The organism is Limimaricola sp., assembly GCF_016125575.1.
Taxonomy (GTDB): domain Bacteria; phylum Pseudomonadota; class Alphaproteobacteria; order Rhodobacterales; family Rhodobacteraceae; genus WGLM01.
Map to the genome: position 1 here is coordinate 909602 of NZ_WGLM01000004.1, position 16273 is coordinate 925874.

At 63.7% G+C, this 16273-nt stretch carries 19 protein-coding genes; 13 read left to right on the forward strand and 6 right to left on the reverse strand.

Annotation, left to right across the window (positions count from 1 at the left end):
• Positions 1-52: 52 nt before the first annotated feature.
• The 6 genes from GC146_RS11305 to GC146_RS11330 all read left to right on the forward strand — a co-directional run bounded on the left by GC146_RS11305 (position 53) and on the right by GC146_RS11330 (position 5408).
• The gene (locus tag GC146_RS11305) at positions 53-613 is read left to right on the forward strand and encodes a F0F1 ATP synthase subunit delta (protein WP_291838287.1); all 561 of its coding nucleotides are present in this window, start codon (positions 53-55) and stop codon (positions 611-613) included.
• Positions 613-2151 carry a F0F1 ATP synthase subunit alpha gene (gene atpA / locus GC146_RS11310; protein WP_291838290.1) on the forward strand — a complete coding sequence of 513 codons (1539 nt, stop codon included), beginning with the start codon at positions 613-615 and terminating at the stop codon, positions 2149-2151. The genes GC146_RS11305 and atpA overlap by 1 nt, the downstream gene beginning before the upstream one ends.
• A gap of 30 nt (positions 2152-2181) precedes the next feature.
• Positions 2182-3051: a F0F1 ATP synthase subunit gamma gene (locus GC146_RS11315; RefSeq protein ID WP_291838292.1), complete on the forward strand. Its 870-nt coding sequence runs from the start codon at positions 2182-2184 to the stop codon at positions 3049-3051.
• Positions 3052-3069: 18 nt separating this feature from the next.
• Positions 3070-4500 carry a F0F1 ATP synthase subunit beta gene (gene atpD, locus GC146_RS11320; RefSeq protein ID WP_291838294.1) on the forward strand — a complete coding sequence of 477 codons (1431 nt, stop codon included), beginning with the start codon at positions 3070-3072 and terminating at the stop codon, positions 4498-4500.
• Between the two features lie 9 nt (positions 4501-4509).
• On the forward strand, positions 4510-4935 hold the full coding sequence (locus GC146_RS11325) for a F0F1 ATP synthase subunit epsilon (RefSeq protein ID WP_291838296.1): 426 nt from the start codon (positions 4510-4512) through the stop codon (positions 4933-4935).
• Positions 4936-5057: 122 nt separating this feature from the next.
• Positions 5058-5408 carry an H-type lectin domain-containing protein gene (locus GC146_RS11330; protein ID WP_291838299.1) on the forward strand — a complete coding sequence of 117 codons (351 nt, stop codon included), beginning with the start codon at positions 5058-5060 and terminating at the stop codon, positions 5406-5408.
• Here GC146_RS11330 and GC146_RS11335 read toward each other — a convergent pair.
• Positions 5405-6430 (reverse strand): ribose-phosphate pyrophosphokinase, encoded by a 1026-nt coding sequence (locus tag GC146_RS11335; RefSeq protein WP_291838302.1) that lies wholly within the window; start codon positions 6428-6430, stop codon positions 5405-5407. The genes GC146_RS11330 and GC146_RS11335 overlap by 4 nt on opposite strands.
• A gap of 105 nt (positions 6431-6535) precedes the next feature.
• On the opposite strand from GC146_RS11335, the gene GC146_RS11340 reads away from it, so the two are divergent.
• Together GC146_RS11340 and GC146_RS11345 are read left to right on the forward strand one after the other, a co-directional pair.
• Positions 6536-7129, forward strand: coding sequence for a 2-hydroxychromene-2-carboxylate isomerase (locus GC146_RS11340; RefSeq protein ID WP_291838306.1), 594 nt, complete (start codon positions 6536-6538; stop codon positions 7127-7129).
• A 3-nt stretch (positions 7130-7132) separates the two neighbouring features.
• Positions 7133-7876 (forward strand): alpha/beta hydrolase, encoded by a 744-nt coding sequence (locus GC146_RS11345; RefSeq protein WP_291838308.1) that lies wholly within the window; start codon positions 7133-7135, stop codon positions 7874-7876.
• Here GC146_RS11345 and GC146_RS11350 read toward each other — a convergent pair.
• From GC146_RS11350 to GC146_RS11370, 5 genes are all read right to left on the reverse strand, one after another.
• A complete protein-coding gene (locus GC146_RS11350; RefSeq protein WP_291838310.1) occupies positions 7873-8922 on the reverse strand; it encodes a beta-eliminating lyase-related protein in 1050 nt (349 codons plus the stop codon). The two genes, GC146_RS11345 and GC146_RS11350, sit on opposite strands and share 4 nt — an antisense overlap.
• 39 nt (positions 8923-8961) lie before the next feature.
• Positions 8962-9435 (reverse strand): YcgN family cysteine cluster protein, encoded by a 474-nt coding sequence (locus tag GC146_RS11355; protein WP_291838313.1) that lies wholly within the window; start codon positions 9433-9435, stop codon positions 8962-8964.
• Positions 9425-10366, reverse strand: coding sequence for a bifunctional riboflavin kinase/FAD synthetase (locus tag GC146_RS11360; RefSeq protein ID WP_291838315.1), 942 nt, complete (start codon positions 10364-10366; stop codon positions 9425-9427). The genes GC146_RS11355 and GC146_RS11360 overlap by 11 nt, the downstream gene beginning before the upstream one ends.
• Positions 10367-10426: 60 nt before the next feature.
• Entirely contained in the window at positions 10427-10870 is a 444-nt protein-coding gene (locus tag GC146_RS11365) for a MaoC family dehydratase (RefSeq protein ID WP_291838317.1), read from the reverse strand.
• Between the two features lie 83 nt (positions 10871-10953).
• Positions 10954-11826 carry a TIGR01459 family HAD-type hydrolase gene (locus GC146_RS11370; RefSeq protein WP_291838320.1) on the reverse strand — a complete coding sequence of 291 codons (873 nt, stop codon included), beginning with the start codon at positions 11824-11826 and terminating at the stop codon, positions 10954-10956.
• Positions 11827-11962: 136 nt separating this feature from the next.
• Here GC146_RS11370 and GC146_RS11375 point away from each other — a divergent pair, with 136 nt between their 5' ends.
• The 5 genes from GC146_RS11375 (at position 11963) to pstA (ending at position 16270) form a co-directional block, all read left to right on the forward strand.
• Positions 11963-12709 (forward strand): TMEM165/GDT1 family protein, encoded by a 747-nt coding sequence (locus GC146_RS11375; protein ID WP_291838323.1) that lies wholly within the window; start codon positions 11963-11965, stop codon positions 12707-12709.
• The gene (locus GC146_RS11380) at positions 12706-12912 is read left to right on the forward strand and encodes a hypothetical protein (protein ID WP_291838326.1); all 207 of its coding nucleotides are present in this window, start codon (positions 12706-12708) and stop codon (positions 12910-12912) included. The genes GC146_RS11375 and GC146_RS11380 overlap by 4 nt, the downstream gene beginning before the upstream one ends.
• A gap of 395 nt (positions 12913-13307) precedes the next feature.
• Positions 13308-14348 carry a phosphate ABC transporter substrate-binding protein PstS gene (gene pstS, locus GC146_RS11385; protein WP_291838543.1) on the forward strand — a complete coding sequence of 347 codons (1041 nt, stop codon included), beginning with the start codon at positions 13308-13310 and terminating at the stop codon, positions 14346-14348.
• A 91-nt stretch (positions 14349-14439) separates the two neighbouring features.
• Positions 14440-15414: a phosphate ABC transporter permease subunit PstC gene (gene pstC, locus GC146_RS11390; protein WP_291838330.1), complete on the forward strand. Its 975-nt coding sequence runs from the start codon at positions 14440-14442 to the stop codon at positions 15412-15414.
• Positions 15415-15424: 10 nt separating this feature from the next.
• The gene (gene pstA / locus GC146_RS11395) at positions 15425-16270 is read left to right on the forward strand and encodes a phosphate ABC transporter permease PstA (RefSeq protein WP_291838334.1); all 846 of its coding nucleotides are present in this window, start codon (positions 15425-15427) and stop codon (positions 16268-16270) included.
• Positions 16271-16273: the final 3 nt, after the last annotated feature.

The following is a 16273-nucleotide window of genomic DNA, read 5'->3' on the forward strand; positions in this document are numbered from 1 at the left end:
CTGCCGGATCTGCCCGGCCCGGGACCGGGCGCAAGACATCGGAAGGGTGGACGTGTCCGAACCAGCTTCGATCTCGACCGGAATTGCCGCGCGCTATGCCAGTGCGGTGTTTGACCTTGCCAGCGACGACAAGGCGCTCGACGGGCTGGAAAAGGACGTTGACGCGCTTGACGCCGCACTGGGTAGCAGTGCCGACCTGCGTGCGCTGATCTCTTCGCCGCTTTACAGCCGCGAGGAGCAGGCCAGCGCCATGGCCGCGATCTCTGAAAAGATGGGCCTCGCCGCCACCACCGGCAACCTGCTGGGCCTGCTGGCCGAAAAGCGGCGCCTGTACGTTTTGCCGCAGCTACTTGCGGAACTGCGCGGCATGCTGGCCGAGGCCAAGGGTGAAGTCACCGCCGAGGTGATCTCGGCCCGTCCGCTGAACAAGGTGCAGTCCGAAAAGCTGGCCAAGACGCTGACCGCACAGGTCGGCAAGACCGTGAAACTCACCACGTCCGTCGATGAAAGCCTCATTGGCGGTCTTATTGTAAAAGTGGGCTCGAAGATGATCGACACCTCGATCAGTTCGAAGCTCGGCGCACTCCAGAACACCATGAAAGAGGTCGGATAATGGCGATCCAAGCGGCGGAAATTTCCGCGATCCTGAAAAATCAGATCAAGAATTTCGGCCAGGAGGCGGAAGTCGCCGAAGTGGGCCGCGTGCTGTCCGTGGGAGACGGCATCGCCCGCGTCTACGGTCTGGACAACGTGCAGGCCGGCGAGATGGTGGAATTCCCCGGCGGCATCCGCGGCATGGCGCTGAACCTTGAATCCGACAACGTGGGCTGCGTGATTTTCGGCGCCGACCGCGACATCAAGGAAGGCGACACCGTCAAACGCACCAAGTCCATCGTGGACGTGCCGGTGGGTGACGAACTGCTGGGCCGCGTCGTTGACGGCCTTGGCAACCCGCTCGACGGCAAAGGTCCGATCAAGACCGCCAAGCGCGGCGTGGCCGACGTGAAGGCCCCCGGCATCATTCCCCGCCAGTCGGTGCACGAACCGATGGCAACCGGTCTGAAATCGGTCGACGCGATGATCCCGATCGGCCGCGGCCAGCGCGAGCTGATCATCGGCGACCGCCAGACCGGCAAGACCGCCATCGCGCTCGACACGATCCTCAACCAGAAGTCCTATAACGAGGCCGCCGGCGACGATGAGAGCAAGAAGCTCTACTGCGTCTACGTGGCCGTGGGCCAGAAGCGGTCGACCGTGGCGCAGCTGGTCAAGAAGCTCGAGGAATCGGGCGCGCTGGAATATTCCATCGTTGTCGCCGCGACCGCCTCGGACCCTGCGCCGATGCAGTTCCTTGCCCCCTATTCGGCGACCGCGATGGCCGAGCATTTCCGCGACAATGGCCGCCATGCGCTGATCATCTATGATGACCTGTCCAAGCAGGCTGTGGCCTATCGCCAGATGTCGCTGCTGCTGCGTCGTCCGCCGGGACGTGAAGCCTATCCGGGCGACGTGTTTTACCTGCACTCGCGTCTGCTGGAGCGTTCGGCCAAGCTTAACAAGGATTTCGGCTCGGGCTCGCTTACCGCGCTTCCCGTCATCGAAACCCAGGGCGGCGACGTGTCGGCGTTTATTCCGACCAACGTGATCTCGATCACCGACGGTCAGATCTTCCTCGAGACCGAATTGTTCTATCAGGGCGTTCGTCCGGCCGTGAACACCGGTCTGTCGGTTAGCCGCGTGGGCTCTTCTGCCCAGACCAACGCGATGAAATCGGTCGCCGGTCCGGTGAAGCTGGAGCTGGCCCAATATCGCGAAATGGCTTCGTTCGCGCAGTTCGGCTCCGACCTTGACGCGTCGACGCAGGCGCTGCTGAATCGTGGTGCGCGCCTGACCGAGCTGATGAAACAGCCGCAATACGCGCCCCTGACCAACGCCGAGATCGTCTGCGTGATCTTCGCGGGCACCAAGGGCTATCTCGACAAGGTCGCCGTCAAGGATGTCGGCCGGTTCGAGGCTGGTCTGCTCAAGCATCTGCGGACCAACCGCCGCGACGTGCTGGACATGATCACGAAGGAAGACCCCAAGATCAAGGGCGAGGCCGAGGCCAAGATCAAGGAAGCGCTGGACGAATTCGCCCGCGATTTCGCCTGACCACTGGCTTCGGGATAAGGAGAGACGGGTTTGCCCAGTCTTAAGGACCTCAAGAACCGGATCGCGTCGGTCAAGTCGACCCGCAAGATCACCAAGGCCATGCAGATGGTGGCCGCCGCGAAACTGCGGCGGGCGCAGGAAGCAGCCGAATCGGCGCGTCCCTACACCGAACGTTTCAACGCGGTGATGGCAGGGCTTGCGGCCTCGGTCGCCGGGTCGCCCTCGGCGCCGCGGCTTCTGGCCGGCACCGGCAGCGACAAAGTGCACCTGCTCGTCGTCATGACGGCCGAGCGGGGGCTGTGCGGTGGCTTTAACGGCAACATTGCCAAGCTGGCCAAGCAGCGCGCCGCGCAACTGATTGGTGAAGGCAAGACGGTAAAGATCCTGACCGTCGGCAAGAAGGGCCGTGACAGCATGCGCCGCGATTATGGCCAGCTGTTCGTCGGTCATGTCGACCTCAGCAGCGTCAAGCAGATCAGCTATGGCACCGCGCAGAACATCGCGCGGGACGTATTGGGCCGCTTCGATGCCGGCGAATTCGATGTCGCGACGATCTTTTTCGCGCGTTTCGAAAACGTCATCAGCCAGGTTCCGACCGCGTTGCAGGTCATCCCCGCTGCGTTCGATGAGGTCGAGGGCGAAACCACGCTCTATGACTATGAACCCAGCGAAGAAGCGATCCTGAACGACCTGCTACCGCGCGGCGTTGCGACGCAGATCTTCGCGGCCCTGCTGGAGAACAACGCCTCGTTCAACGGCGCGCAGATGAGCGCGATGGACAACGCGACCCGCAACGCCGGAGAGATGATCGAAAAACTGACGATCGAGTACAACCGCTCGCGTCAGGCCGTCATCACCAATGAGCTGATCGAAATCATTTCGGGCGCCGAAGCGCTCTAAGAGAACCGGAGAAACGACATGGCAAAAGCAAAGGCTACCGGCAAGATCACCCAGGTGATCGGCGCCGTCGTCGACGTGCATTTCGAGGACAAGCTGCCCGAGATCCTCAACGCCCTGACCACGGAAAACAACGGCAAGGTGCTGGTGCTGGAAGTGGCCCAGCACCTTGGCGAGAACACGGTCCGCGCCATCGCGATGGACGCGACAGAGGGCCTCGTGCGCGGCGCCCCGGTGACCGATACCGGCGCGCCGATCTCGGTGCCGGTCGGCAACGCGACGCTGGGCCGCATCCTGAACGTCATCGGCGAGCCGGTGGACGAAAAGGGACCGGTCAATGCCTCCGAGCATCGCCCGATCCACGCCGAGGCCCCCAGCTTCGAGGCGCAGTCGACCGCGTCGGAAATCCTCGTGACCGGCATCAAGGTTGTGGACCTGCTGGCGCCCTACGCCAAGGGCGGCAAAATCGGCCTGTTCGGCGGCGCCGGTGTGGGCAAGACGGTTCTGATCATGGAACTGATCAACAACATCGCCAAGGTGCACTCGGGCTTCTCGGTGTTCGCCGGGGTGGGTGAACGTACCCGCGAGGGCAACGACCTCTATCACGAGATGATCGAGTCGGGCGTTATCGTGCCCGACGATCTGGAGAAATCCAAAGTGGCGCTGGTCTATGGCCAGATGAACGAGCCGCCGGGCGCGCGGATGCGCGTGGCGCTGTCCGGCCTCACGCTGGCCGAGCAGTTCCGCGACCAGTCGGGTACCGACGTGCTGTTCTTCGTCGACAACATCTTCCGCTTTACCCAGGCGGGGTCCGAGGTGTCGGCGCTTCTGGGCCGTATCCCCTCGGCCGTGGGCTACCAGCCGACGCTGGCCACCGACATGGGCGCGCTGCAAGAACGCATCACCTCGACCAAGGCCGGCTCGATCACCTCGGTGCAAGCCATTTACGTGCCCGCCGACGACCTCACCGACCCTGCGCCGGCGACCTCGTTCGCGCACCTCGATGCGACGACCGTGCTGAGCCGCGCGATTTCCGAGCTGGGCATCTACCCAGCCGTGGACCCGCTCGACTCCACGTCGCGCCTCATGGACCCCTCGGTCGTGGGCGAAGAGCACTACCAGGTCGCCCGCGACGTTCAGGGGATCCTTCAGCGTTACAAGTCGCTGCAGGACATCATCGCCATCCTCGGGATGGACGAACTGAGCGAAGAGGACAAGCTGACGGTGTCGCGCGCCCGCAAGATCCAGCGCTTCCTGTCGCAGCCCTTCGACGTGGCCAAGGTGTTCACCGGTTCGGACGGCATTCAGGTTCCGCTGGAAAAGACCATCGCCTCTTTCAAGGCGGTTGTGGCCGGTGAATACGATCACCTGCCCGAGGGCGCCTTCTACATGGTCGGTGACATCGAAGATGTGAAGGCCAAGGCGGCCCGGATGGCCGCCGCCGCCGCTTAAGGAGCCGACATGGCAGACATGATGCAATTTGACCTTGTCTCGCCCGAACGCAGGCTTGCCTCCGTTCAGGCGTCCGAGGTGCAGATCCCCGGTGCAGATGGTGATCTGACGGCGATGCCGGGCCACGCGCCCGTCATCACCACGCTGCGGCCCGGCGTGCTGAAGGTCGTGCATGGGTCGGGCAACGACGAATACATCGTCTCCGGCGGCTTTGCCGAGATCACCGCCGAAGGTGTGACCGTGCTGGCCGAACAGTCGATGCACCGCACCGAGGTGACCCAGGAGATCTATGACAAGATGCTGGCCGAGGTCCGTGCCTATCATGCCGAAGTGCGTGAAAAGGGGCTCGATGCCAACGGCCTGATCGACGATGCGGCCAAGCTGATCTCGGACATGGTGGCGATGGGCGACCACATCGGCCTGTCCAACGACTGATCTGGCGAAATATCGAAACCGGGCCGCGGCGCAAACTCAATGCGCCGCGGCTTTTCGTTTTGGAGTGGATTTCCCCAAGGTCAACTGGCAGGCTCACGATAACGGCATTTGACATGGCGGGCATGAAACAGCTGCGAAACCATTTGATCGGGGTGGATCAGGGCGATCTTATCCTGTTCTCCGATTTCGAGCATGACGGCCTGATGTGGACGGGCAATGGTCCGCGGCAATCGCGCAGCCGTGTCACATTCAGCCAGCCTTTTCGAAACGCACCTGCCGTCCATCTCTCGTTATCGATGTGGGACATGTCCAACACCACGAACGCCCGTGTCGACCTTCAGGCCGAGGAGGTGGATGGCGAAGGCTTTGTCATCCAGTTCCGCACATGGGCCGATACCCGCGTTGCGCGGGTGCGGGTGGCATGGCTCGCCATCGGCGAGGTGGCCCATGATGACGACTGGAGCGTCGATTAGGAGGCGAGGTCGGAATACATTCCCTCGTAGATTGGCAGAAGCGTTTCGTGATCGAAAAGCGACGAAACGCTGGTGCCGTTCCAGATGTTCAGGATCGCCTGCGCAAACATCGGCGCGGTCGGCACGATCCGGATCTTGGCGCAGTCGCTCACCGGTTTGGTGGGTTCGATAGAATCGGTGATAACCACCGATTGCAGCTGCGAGGCGGTGATGCGGCTGACCGCCGGTCCGCTCATCACACCGTGGGTTGTGTAGGCATGCACCTCGGCGGCGCCGCCTTCCAGCAGCACGTCGGCCGCCTTGCACAATGTGCCGGCCGTGTCGCACATGTCATCGACGATCAGGCAGATCTTGCCGGTGACATCACCGATCACCGTCATCTCGGCCACTTCGCCGGCTTTTTCGCGCCGCTTGTCGACTATGGCCAGAGGCGCGCCGATCCGTTGTGCCAGTTCGCGCGCACGGGCCACGCCGCCAACGTCGGGCGAGACGACCATGATGTCCTTCAACCGGTCCTTGAAGTTGTGCCGGATATCCAGTGCGAAGATGGGCGAGGCGTAGAGGTTATCGACCGGGATATCAAAAAAGCCCTGAATCTGGGCCGCGTGCAGGTCCATCGTCAGAACCCGTTCGATGCCCGACTGCACGATCAGATTGGCGACCAGTTTCGCGCTGATCGGCGTACGCGCCTTGGTGCGTCGGTCCTGCCGGGCATACCCGAAATAGGGGATGACGGCCGTGATGCGCGACGCCGAGGAGCGCCGCATCGCGTCTGAGATGATCAGCAACTCCATCAGGTTGTCGTTGGCCGGGTTCGAGGTGGGCTGGATGATGAACATGTCCTCGCCACGGACGTTCTCGAACACCTCAACGAAGATCTCGCCGTCGTTGAACCGTTCGACACGGGCATCGACCAGTTTCACACTCATTCCGCGGTGCATCGACATCCGCCGTGCTACCGCCTTGGCAAGCGGAATGTTGGCGTTGCCCGAGATCAGTTTCGGTTCAATCATCGCAGCCATGTCTGGGGGTCCTTCCGGCAGGGGCCGTGCATTGCAACGGATTCGTGACGTTGACACCGCCTAGCACAGGGCTACGGTCGCGCAAAGATTGGAAAGGCCCCATTCATGGCGCATGTCGACTACTTCCTGTCCACGATCTCGCCCTTCACCTACCTCGCCGGGACACGGCCCGCCGAGGTGGCGGCGGCAGCCGGCGCGACGATCACCTACAAGCCGCTGGATATCGGCGGGCTGTTCGCGCGCACCGGCGGGCAGGCGGTGAAGGACCGGCATCCGGCACGGCAGGAATACCGCCTGATGGAAATGCGCCGCCAGGCTGACAAGCTGTCGATGCCGCTGAACCTGCAACCCGCCTTCTGGCCGGTCAACGGCGCGCCTGCCGCCTACGCGATCATCGCGGCGCAGAACGCGGGCGGCGGCGATCTGGCTGCGCTGGTGGCCGGCATCACGCGCGCGGTCTGGGCCGAAGAGCGCAATATCGCCGAAGATGACGTTGTGCGCGATTGTCTTGCCAAGGCCGGGTTCGACCCGGCGCTGGCCGACAGCGGCCTGATGACCGGGGCCGAAACCTATGCCGCCAACCTTGAAGAGGCTGTCGGGCGTGGTGTCTTCGGCGCGCCGTTCTTCATCACCGATGACGGCGCGCGATTCTGGGGACAGGACCGCATCGCCGATCTGGCCGCGCACCTGTCGGCCTGAGCCTTGCGACCGCTGCTGCTAATCCATTGCACGCTGGGCCATGGCGGCATGTGGCGCGCGATGTTGGGTGCGCTGCCCGGCCCGCGCGAGGCGATCAGCGTCGAACTGCCGGGGCATGGTCGCGCCCCGGCGATGGACCCCGTCCGTCCCTTGCACGATCAGGCCACCGCCCTTGCCACAGCTGCCCTGCCAGAGCAGCCAGTAACCGTGATCGGACATTCCTACGGCGCGACGGTCGGCTTGCGCCTGGCGCTGGAAAACCCGTCGCCCGTGGCTGGGTTGGTGCTGATCGAACCGGTCTTGTTCACCGCCCTGCGCGACACCGCGCCGGCCGTTCGGGCACAGGAGGGCGATCATTTCGGGCAGATCCGCGCCCTTTTCGAAGCAGGGCGGCCCACGGACGCGGCACGCATGTTTGTCAGCCGATGGGGCGGCGCGCCTTGGGATGACATTCCGGCGGCCGCCCGTGCCGCGATGGCCGCACAGATGGAAGTGGCCTTGGCAACCGATGCCGTCGTGGGCCACGACAGCCCCGGCCTGCTGGCGCCCGGCCGGTTGGAAGGGCTGGAGATACCGGTCCTGCTGATCGAGGGAGCGGCTTCGCCTTCGGTCATCAGTCTCGTCCAGCAGGCACTGGAAGCGCGGATGCCGCATGCCCGCCGCGTGATCATTCCCGGGGCCGGCCACATGGCCCCCGTCAGCCATGCCGATGCCGTCGCCAAGGCAATTGCCGCGTGGGAGCCTTAGCCAGCGAGCAGTTGCAGGAACCGGTCGATATTGCCCGGACTCATCGACCAGTCACATACCAGTCGCGCCAGCAGCAACTCGTCCGGCGGCCCGTCCTCGACCGCATCGTCATACATCGAATAAACCGCGCCCGCCGCGAACAGGCGCTGGTGGACATGTCTGGGAAAGCGGGCGAAAGCCATATTGGCCTGCGGTGGATAGGCCAGTTCGCCCACACCACTGGCCTTGATCCCGGCGACCAGCCGGGCACAGGCGGCGTTCGCACTGCGCGCCATCTCCAGCCAGAGATCGTCCTGCAGGTAGGCTTCCATCTGGGCCGAAAGATAGCGGTGCTTGGAAAAAAGATGTCCAGCGCGCTTGCGCCGCAACTCGAACTCCCAGGCGATGGCCGGGTCGAAGATGATGCAGCCCTCGACCCCCAGCAACCCGTTCTTGGTGCCGCCGAAGCTGACCGCGTCGATGCCCGCCTTCCACGTCATCTCGGCCGGGGTGCAGCCCAGCACGGCCAACGCATTGGCGAAACGCGCGCCATCCATGTGCACCTTCAGCCCGAATCCGTGCGCGATGCCGGTCAGCATTTGCAGTTCTTCAAGGCTGTAGACGGTGCCCTTTTCGGTTACCTGCGTCAGCGAAACCGGACCGCGCTGCGGCCCGTGAACGCCACGGTTATTTTCCTTCAGGATCGACGCCTTCAGAGCGTCGGCCTGCATCCGCCCGTCAGTATCGGGAACCAGCGTCAGCTTTGCGCCGCCGGTGAAGAACTCCGGCGCGTTGCACTCGTCCTCGTTGATATGGGCCATCGACGTGCAAAAGATCGTGTCCCACGGCCGCGTCATGCTGGCCAGCAACAGCGAGTTGGCCGCCGTCCCCGTAGCGACGAGGTAGACTGCCGCCTCGGGCGCTTCGAACACCTCGCGCAGCTTCCTTGTAACGCGGTCCATGATAGGGTCGGCGCCGTAACTTGCCATGTAGCCCTGATTAGCAGCGACTAACGCCTGCAGGATGGCGGGATGTGCCGGACCCGTATTGTCGGAAGCAAAGAACATCAGGCAGACCCTTAGTCAGATTTTCGGATATTCATCGAATCAGAGGGGTTCATCGATGATATGGTTTTCCCAGTCGTCTTCGTCCAACTCGACTTCGGAAACGGTAAGCCGTTGCACGCTGACACCGGCGTCGTGAACGCTCTGCCGCGTCCCGCTCAGCAGGGGGTGCCAAGGGTAAAGCGGACGGCCTTCGTGCAAGAGGCGATAGGCACAGGTCTGCGGTAACCAGTAGAGGTTCTTGAGCAAGGTCTTGGGCGTCAGCACGATGCACTCTGGCACATAGTCGTGCCGGGTGGCGTAGCGGCTGCAAAGGCAGGTCTCGTCGTCCAACAAGCGGCAAGCGATGCGGGTCAGCGCCACTTCGCCGGTATCTTCGTCTTCGATCTTGTTCAGGCAACACTTGCCGCAGCCGTCGCACAGCGCCTCCCACTCGCGCCGGTTCATCTTTTCCAGCGGTTTGTTTTCCCAGAACCGGGGGGCAAGCCCGGTGCGGTCGATCGGGTCATCCGACATCGGCAAGGATCTCCCGCGCGCGATCACAGTCGGCCGTCATCTGGGCGATGAGCGGCGCGAGGCCGTCGAATTTCAACTCCGGCCGCAGATATTCGACCAGCGCGACCGATAAGGTGGCACCGTAAAGATCGCCCTTGAAGTCGAACAGGTAGGTTTCGCAGTTCGGGACATTCTCGCCAAAAGTTGGCCGCACGCCGATCGAAGCCGCGCCGTCGTAACTGCCAGCATGGGGCCCGTCGAGCACGTCGACCTTCACGGCATAGACCCCGAATTGAGGCGGATGAAGGCCGGCGATAGACATGTTGGCTGTGGGAAAGCCAAGGTCGCGGCCGCGTTGATCGCCCCGGATCACTGCGCCCTCGATCCGGTACCAGTGGCCCAGCATCGCCGCGGCGTCGCGGGGGCGCCCTTCGCTTAGCGCGGTACGGATCGCAGTGGACGAGATATCGCCCTGACCAAGATCGACCATCGGCGCCACGCTGACGCCAAACCCCATCTCGGCGCCGAAGCGGGCCAGATCATCGGCCGTCCCACGCCGGCCCTTGCCGAAACAGAAATCTTCGCCCACCACCACATGGGCCAAGGCCAGCCGCTCGACAATGACGTTTGCCGCGAAGTCGCGCGGGCTGAGCGCGGCAAGCGCTGCGTTGAACGGCACTTCGTAAAGTTTCCTGACCCCAAGCTTCTCCAGTCGGTGTGCGCGCGCGGCCGCGTTCATCAGGCGAAAGGGCGGGGCATCGGGTGCGAAGAATTCGCGCGGATGCGGTTCGAAAGTCATGACGCCAAGGGGCACTTCGAGCCGCCGTGCCGCCTCGGCCGCGACATCGATGACCGCGCGGTGGCCAAGGTGAACACCATCGAAATTGCCGATGGCGACGGCAGCCCCCTTATCGGCGGGATCAACGTAGAATGTATCGCGGATGATGCGCATGGCCCTTGAGGTATCCGGCCCGACGCGCCCGCGCAAGGCACCCGATTTCGCGGGCGCGGCCTAGTCGAACTTGCGCGACGGGGCCAGTACCGTGGCTTCTCCGACCAGTACGCGCTTGCCTTCGACTAGGCAGCGGGTATCGAGGGTGACACGCCGCTTGGCATGGTCGATGCCGGTCACCTCGACTTCAGCCAGAACAGTGTCGCCCGGACGCACAGGCGCCAGGAATCGCAGCGACTGGCCAAGGTAGACCGTGCCATGACCCGGCAACTGCTCGCCGATCACGGCCGAGACGAGGCCCGCCGTCAGCATGCCATGCGCGATGCGCCCCTCGAAAATGGTGTCCTGGGCATACTCGTCGTCGAGGTGCACGGGGTTCCGGTCGGTCGAGACCTCGGCAAAGAGTTCGATGTCGCGGTCGGTTACCTGCTTGCGCAGCGACCGGACCATCCCGATCTCGAGATCCTCGATGCAGATCGTTCCGCGGGGTGCGTTGTCCAGCATAGCCTCGTCACCAGGTAATATTGCGTCTTACCTAGGCTTATATACGAAACAATATTACCTTGCAATCATCGAGTCGGAGCCGCTCAGCGCAAGTAACCGATCGCGTAGGTCGGTTCCTGACGCTCAACGGCCAGGTAGGCTGCCAGCGCATCCGCGTCGGGCTGATCGGTGGTGCGGGTTTCCTCCACCGCGAGGCCACCGGTGATGAAGATGCTGTCCAGCCCCTCGGTGGCGGCACCAAGGATGTCAGTGCGGATGCCATCGCCGATGCAGATGATCCGGGGCGTTTCACCCACCCGGCCTGTCCGCGCCAGCCGCCGCCGGGCCAGGTCGTAGATCGGCGGGTGCGGCTTGCCGAAATAAAGGCTTTCGCCGCCTATCTCGGAATAAAGCTGCGCCAGCGCGCCGGCACACCATTCCCGCGCCTCGCCCCGGTCGACCACGATGTCGGGATTGGCGCACAGCAGCTTAAGGCCACGCGCCTGTGCCTTTTCGAAATCGGCGCGATAAAGGCCGGGATCGGCAAACGGGTCGAACGGGCCGCAGCACACGATGCCCTCTGCCTCGTCCAGCGGGACCTGGGTGATCTCGACGGGGTTTTCCAGCAGGTGAAGCGGGCTGAAAAAGCTTTGGTCGTGGTCCTCGCCGATGAACCAGACCTTGTGGCCCACCATTCCTTCAAACATCGCCGCACGCGCCGAATCGCCCGAGGTGGCAATCGCGTCCCACGCGTCAGTGGGAATGCCCAGCTTGGCGATCTGCGCCTCGACCGGCCCGCGCGGGCGAGGGGCATTCGTCACGAGGACCACGGTGCCGCCCCTTTGCCGAAACGCCTGCATCGCGGCCACGGCGGCGGGAAAGGCGTGCAGCCCGTTATGCATGCACCCCCACAAATCGACGAAGGCGGCGTCATAGTCACCGCTGATCTCGGCGAAGGTCTGGATGATGCGGGTCATGGCGAGCCTTTCATGCGGGTTCAAGGGCGCTTCTAACCGGTTTGCAGCGCCTCTTGAACCTGCCTTCTGCGCCTGCCCGGCCTGTGCCCTGCGCGCGGCTTGCAACCCGCGAAATCCGCGCACTACTATCCTCGACATGACATGGACTGCGATCACATCGACTGTCACCGCTTCGTTTCTCGCCTCGTTCGTCGAGGTGGTCGAGGCATTTACCATCGTTCTGGCCGTCGCGCTGACGCGCAGCTGGCGTCCGGCGCTGCTGGGCACGTTTGCCGCGCTGGCGCTGCTGGTCGCGCTGGTGCTGGTCTTCGGGCCGCTTTTCGCGCTGATCCCGCTGCAGGTGATGCAGTACGTGATCGGGACATTGCTGATCCTGTTCGGCATGCGCTGGCTGCGCAAGGCGATCCTGCGCGCCACCGGCTTTATCGCGCTCCATGACGAGGAGGCGGCCTTTGCCAAGGAAACCGACGAGCTGAAACGGCAGGCCGCCGACAAGCGGGCCGACTGGCTGGCGGGCATGGCGGCCTTCAAGGCGGTGCTGCTGGAAGGGGTCGAGGTGGTCTTCATCGTGATCGCCGTGGGCACCGCGCATGGCATGACGGCAATTGCCGGGGCCGGCGCGCTGGGGGCTGTCGTGGTGGTGCTGGCGGTGGGGGCCGTGGTGCATCGCCCGCTCAGCCAGGTGCCGGAGAATGCCCTGAAGTTCGCGGTTGGCCTGATGCTGACCGCCTTTGGCCTGTTCTGGACGGGCGAGGGGCTGGGCGCCGACTGGCCCGGCGCAGACCTGTCCATCCTCGGCCTGCTGGCGGTGCTGGCGGCCTTTTCCTACGTCGCCGTGCGGATGCTGCGGGCGGCCCACCTGCGGATTGGAGCCGCGCAATGAGCTTTGCCCTGTCTGTGCTGAAGGAACTTTTCAGCCTGTTCGTCGATGACGGCAACCTTGCCTTGCAGGTGCTGGTGCTGATCGCGGCGGTGACTGCACTTGTGCGGCTGGCGGGGCTGGCCCCGCTTGCCGCGGGCATGCTGCTGTTGCTGGGATGTCTGGCGATTCTCGCCGTCAGCCTGCGGCGCGCCTTGCGCCGCTGAGGAACATTGCGGGTCCACGGGCCGTCCTGAGGGATGAGGCACGGCGAATTCGGACAGGGCACCGTGGAGGTGGCCATTTGTCCGCGTCATACGCGCAGGCACTAGGGGCGCCAGCGAGATCAGGGCCAAAGATTTCACGGACCCCGCAACAGGTAGTCACAGCGCGCGCGGGCCAAGCCATGGGTCAGGTTCGGCGGTGGAATCAGGACCTTGCCGGCCTGAACTTTCGGGCAAGCAACGCCCCTCCAAATATTACAGGATATCGTGAACGCAATTTCTTGGGTTTTGTCATGGAACTGTCACGTCCGGCTTCTAGGCCGGCCCCACGTAACGGCCCGGGTACTGCTGCCCAGGGCTCTTCGACGTGAAAAGACAGGAGAATTACCGTGAGCTTCATGAAGAACATCGTGGCCGGGGCAGCTGCTGCTGCGCTCAGCCTGGGGATGGCCGTCGCCGCCCAAGCCGACGACATCTCGGGCGCAGGTTCGAGCTTCATCTACCCGGTCTTTGCCAAGTGGGGCGAAGCCTACAAGACCGCCACCGGCATCGGCCTGAACTACCAGTCGATCGGTTCGGGCGGCGGCATCAAGCAGGTTGAAGCTAAGACCGTGACCTTCGGCGCCTCGGACAAGCCGTTGTCGGATGACGAACTGGCCGCCCAAGGCCTCGTGCAGTTCCCGATGATCTCGGGCGGTATCGTGCCGATGTACAACATCGACGGCATCGAGCCGGGCCAACTGGTCCTCGACGGCACGACCGTTGCCGACATCTACCTCGGCAAGATCACCATGTGGAACGACCCCGCCATCGCCGCGCTGAACCCCGATCTGACGCTGCCCGCGCAGCCGATCGTCGTGGTGCACCGTTCGGACGGGTCGGGCACGACCTTCAACTTCACCGACTACCTCTCGAAAATCTCGGCCGAGTGGAAAGACCAGATCGGTTCCGACACCGCCGTCGAGTGGCCCGTCGGCCTTGGCGCCAAGGGTTCCGAAGGCGTTGCCAACACCGTCAAGCAGACCGCTGGCGCGATCGGCTATAACGAGTATGCCTACGTGATCCAGAACAACCTCGGCTATGCCAAGATGGTCAATGCCGCTGGCAAAGTGGTGGAGCCCTCGCTCGATACCTTCGCCTCGGCCGCCGCCAACGCGGACTGGACCGGCGTGAAGAACTTCCACGTCATCATCACCAACCAGCCCGGCGACAACAGCTGGCCCATCGCTGCTTCGACTTGGGTCATGATCCACTCGAACCCCGATGATCCGGCGGCCGCCTCTGCTGCCCTGACCTTCTTCAAGTGGGCCTACGAGAACGGCCAGCAGGAAGCCAAGGACCTTCAGTACGTCGCGATCCCCGACAACGTCGTCGCGCTGATCGAGAAGTCCTGGGACGCGATCCAGCATGATGGCAAGCCCGTCCTGAGCATGAACTAAGCCCAGACCGCGGCACAGCTTCGGACGGGCGGGGCAACAGCCTCGCCCGTCCTTCCATTTTCGACAAGAACGACATATCAGGGGATTGGCCTTGGCGCTGACATCGGACATCGGAAAACCCATGGAGCCCGACCAGACCTCCCGAACCAACAGATTGCTGATGCAGGACAGGGCGTTCGTCAGCCTGACCTGGCTATCGGCCACGACAGTGGTGCTGGTTCTTGCCGGCGTCATGCTGTCGTTGCTCTGGGATTCGATTCCTGCGCTGAGCACTTTCGGTCCATCGTTCCTGTGGACCGAACGCTGGAGCCCGGCCAAGGAAATATTCGGCGCCGCTGCCCCGATCTTTGGCACGCTTGTCACGTCGATCATCGCGATGATCATCGGCGTCCCGCTCAGCTTCGGCATTGCGGTCTTTCTTACGGAAATCTGCCCGATGCCGCTGCGGCGCCCGATCGGTATCGCGATCGAACTTCTGGCCGGCATTCCGTCGATCATCTATGGCTTGTGGGGGTTTTTCGTGCTGGCACCGGTGATGCAGCACACCGTTCAGCCTTTCCTCATCGAGACATTCGGGCAGGTGCCGGGAATCGGCCTGCTGTTTTCCGGCGCACCCTACGGGATCGGTATGCTGACCGCCTCGCTGGTGCTGGCGATCATGATCCTGCCATTCGTCACCTCCGTCACCCGCGACGTGTTCGAAACGGTACCGGTCATGCTGCGCGAAAGCGCCTACGGAATGGGAATGACCACATGGGAGGTCGTGCGCTACATCATGATCCCCTATACGCGCCTTGGCCTTGTCGGCGGCATCATGTTGGGCCTCGGCCGCGCGCTGGGCGAGACGATGGCGGTCACCTTCGTGATCGGCAACTCGCACCGTATCGCTACGTCGCTGCTGGCGCCCGCCACCACAATCTCGGCCTCGATCGCAAACGAGTTCAGCGAGGCGACATCGGGCCTCTACACATCCAGCCTGATCGCCCTTGGCCTGATCCTTTTCGTCATCAGCTTCTCGGTGCTGGCGATGGCAAAGTGGCTGCTCGGCCGCGTTGAAACCTTCTGAGGCCCGCGCGATGACCACTTCATCCCCTGTGACTGCTCGCCGCTATCGCCGCAACCGCGTGGCGCAGGCCCTCTCGGTGCTCTCCGCGGCCGTGGGCCTGACCATCCTGGCGTTGATCTTGTGGACGCTGCTCTGGAACGGATTGCAGGGCCTGCGGCTGTCGCTCTTTACAGAGATGACACCGCCGCCCGGTTCGGACGGCGGACTGGCCAACGCGATCTTCGGGTCGGTCGCGATGACGCTGGTGGGCATCCTCATCGCCGCGCCGGTCGGGGTGATGGCGGGCACCTACCTGTCGGAATATGCCGGCGGATCGCGGATCGGCGAGGCGGCAAAGTTCATCAACGACGTGCTGTTGTCGGCCCCCTCGATCATCGTGGGCCTGTTCATTTACGCGGTGCTGGTTGTGCCCTTCGGCCATTTCTCGGCGTGGTCTGGCGCAGTGGCGCTGGCGGTCATCGCGTTGCCCGTCATCAATCGCACCACGCAGGACATGTTGGCGCTTGTGCCCAATTCCCTGCGCGAGGCCGCGGCCGCGCTGGGCGCGCCACGCTGGAAGGTGATGGTCTTCGTGATCTGGCGCGCGGCGCGATCGGGCATTCTGACCGGTATCCTGCTGGCCGTCGCGCGGATCTCGGGCGAGACGGCGCCGCTGCTTTTCACCGCGCTCAACAACCAGTTCTGGTCGACAAACATGGACGCGCCAATGGCGAACCTGCCCGTTGTCATCTACCAGTTCGCAATGAGCCCCTACGATGACTGGCAGCGCCTGGCCTGGGCCGGTGCGCTTGTCATCACCATCGCGATCCTGACACTCAACATCGTGGCCCGCACCCTTGCCGGGCGACGCCGCTAACGG